This is a genomic window from Pseudomonas sp. 05T35 (genome assembly GCF_056396605.1).
The window spans coordinates 1-2,466 of record NZ_JBFTLU010000567.1; the positions used below are offsets into that span (position 1 = coordinate 1).

The following is a 2,466-nucleotide window of genomic DNA, read 5'->3' on the forward strand; positions in this document are numbered from 1 at the left end:
GTGCCAGCCATGGGGAGGGGAAGGTGCATCCTCGGAAAAGAGCGATATCACATTAGTGGGCGCTCTTATTAGTATCAGGTTTACCAAGACAAGACTGCATGAATTAGTTTGTTCACGGAGAAATTACTGGCACTGCGTTCGAGAATAGCAGCAGATACGACTCATTCGCTATTGCGGCGCGGTTACTGGCGAAAACGGCCACGATGGAGAGCCAACCTTGGCGAGCTGATCCGTCGAGGCATTGGCGAAAGTTCGCCAGCGTGACAAACAAACTATGCAATCTCCAAATAGAGCCGGCCCCTGTGATAGCCGACGAAATACTGTCTAAACCTCTCATATGAGTGGTGTTTCGTTTTTGGGAGGTGAGTTATCACAGGGTCTTAAACGTATATGGGAGAAAATCCATGGATATAGGCTATGCCCGTACCTCAACCATCGAGCAAGAGGCCGGTTTCGAGGCCCAACTGCGCGAGCTAGAGCGATGCGGCTGTGAAAAAGTATTTAAGGAACAGGTGTCGTCCGTCGCTCAGCGTGCCCAGTTGGAGGCGGCCATTGAATTTGCCCGCGTAGGGGATACTTTCGTGGTCACTAAGCTCGACCGGCTGGCCCGCTCAATCACCGACTTGTTGCAGACCCTGCGCCGACTGGAGCTGAAGAAGGTTGAGGTCAAGATCCTCAATTTGGGGCTGGACACCAGCACGCCCACCGGCAAGCTGATTCTGACCGTGTTGGGGGGGATTGCCCAGTTCGAGCGGGAGATGATGCTCGAACGCCAGCGCGAAGGAATCGCCAAGGCGAAGAAGGAGAACAAGTACAAGGGGCGCAAGCCGATCGCTGAGGAAAAACGCGCGGCCATCCTGCGCTTGGCCGACGAAGGCACGACGAAAGCGGCGATCGCCAAGCAACTCAACCTCGGGCAGGCCACGGTTTACCGTGAACTGGCAAACGCCCGCGCCGTGAGCGCCGCCGCGCAATAGCTAGGAACACGATTATTTGTATTTTTCCGTGGGACCGAAACAAGCTCCAACTCACTGGAGGACGTATGAACCCCATCCCACTTCCCGTGCGTGCCTTGCCGCGCAGGACTATGGAGGATATATCGCCAGCGTTGTGGCGCTGGTCCTCGACCACGTCCATCCCGGCAACATCGGTGCGCTGCCGCCCAGCTCCGAGACCCTTTTGAGCAAGGCCCGACAGCCGGGCCTGCTGTAACCCATCGCAGCCCACTCCCCGAGAGAGCTGTCATGACCCGCAACCATGTGTCCGTCATCTCCCAGAAGGGCACCTGCAACCCGATTCCGCTGATCCGTGCCCTGTAAGAAGGCCTCGACGAATTCAGAGCCAAGGTCCAGCACCTCGACACCGGATTGATCCTCGACGCCCCGGCCATGCGCCTGATCGTCCACCTGCTGCTCTATCTGTCCGCGTCGGCGAGTTCAACAGCCCGAGTGGGGTGGAATACGAACGCCTCTGCGAAGCCGTTGGCATGGCAATGAACTAGCAATTTCCAATTAACAAGAAGGAGTCACCGCCATGTATGACCAACYCCCCGAACGGCCTCAACGAAGGCGACCAGTACGGCGAGTGTTACCTGCACGCCGGGCTGCCGGTCGGCTACCGCGTGCTGTACAACGCCGCTAAGCGCGCCGGCCCCGCAGTGCAGCGGTCGTAACGTGCAGGGCATGAGCAGCCGAGTGCTCTGATCCGACCAGGGCTGAGTGGGAGTTATGGCATCTTGCAGTATAATTTTCGCACAACCTAAAGGGAGTATCTGCTATGCCTAGTATGGACCTCTATTTGTCGGACGAGATCGACCAAGCGCTCACCGACATTGCCAAATACCGTGGCATGACCAAGGCCGATGCCATGCGCAAGGCCTTCGCCCTGCTGGTCATCGCCGATAATGAAGCGCGCAAGCCTGGCTTCTCGCTGGGCATTGTCCGCGAACGCGACGACCACACGCTCGAGGCCGTTTGCCGCGTGGTCGGGCTCTGAACCTCACCTGAGAAGGAAGGCACACCATGCAAAGCCATGGCTTCAGCCCTGCTGAACTGGAAAAGATCCACGCCGCAATTGGCAAGCTGATCGACGAGTCGATCAGGCTCAATGATGAATCCAGCAAGTTCAAAGCCGAGTTTAATCGGCACGCTGCCGAATCGACCAAGTTCAACGCCGAATCCAGCAAGCTCATTGCCGAGGCCAGCAAGTTCACCCGTGAAACTTTCTGGTATCCGATGGCCGTGGTGACTGGGCTCTACTGTGTCATGGCCGTGATCATGACCGTGATTTACAAGCTGCTCCACTAAACCGGCGTAACTACGCTTCCACCCGACACGGGAGCCCCCCATATCATGAGTAGCCACGTGCTCTGATCCGACCAGGGCTGAGTGGGCGTTACGGCATATTGCGGTATAATTTCCGCAGCCCAACGGGAGTAACTCCTCATGCCCAGTATGACCCTCGAGC

Annotated in this window: 4 protein-coding genes; all 4 read left to right on the plus strand. The window is 57.3% G+C overall.

Annotated features, from left to right (window positions below):
* The first annotated feature begins 404 nt into the window (after nucleotides 1-404).
* The 4 genes from AC1DH9_RS27275 (at nucleotide 405) to AC1DH9_RS27290 (ending at nucleotide 2,306) form a co-directional block, all read left to right on the plus strand.
* Nucleotides 405-977, plus strand: coding sequence for a recombinase family protein (locus AC1DH9_RS27275; RefSeq protein WP_477806102.1), 573 nt, complete (start codon nucleotides 405-407; stop codon nucleotides 975-977).
* A gap of 560 nt (nucleotides 978-1,537) precedes the next feature.
* Nucleotides 1,538-1,672 (plus strand): hypothetical protein, encoded by a 135-nt coding sequence (locus AC1DH9_RS27280; protein ID WP_477809145.1) that lies wholly within the window; start codon nucleotides 1,538-1,540, stop codon nucleotides 1,670-1,672.
* Between the two features lie 104 nt (nucleotides 1,673-1,776).
* Nucleotides 1,777-1,995 (plus strand): hypothetical protein, encoded by a 219-nt coding sequence (locus AC1DH9_RS27285; protein WP_477806100.1) that lies wholly within the window; start codon nucleotides 1,777-1,779, stop codon nucleotides 1,993-1,995.
* A gap of 26 nt (nucleotides 1,996-2,021) precedes the next feature.
* Complete coding sequence (locus AC1DH9_RS27290) at nucleotides 2,022-2,306, plus strand: hypothetical protein (RefSeq protein ID WP_477806099.1); 285 nt, start codon at nucleotides 2,022-2,024, stop codon at nucleotides 2,304-2,306.
* Nucleotides 2,307-2,466 lie beyond the last annotated feature (160 nt).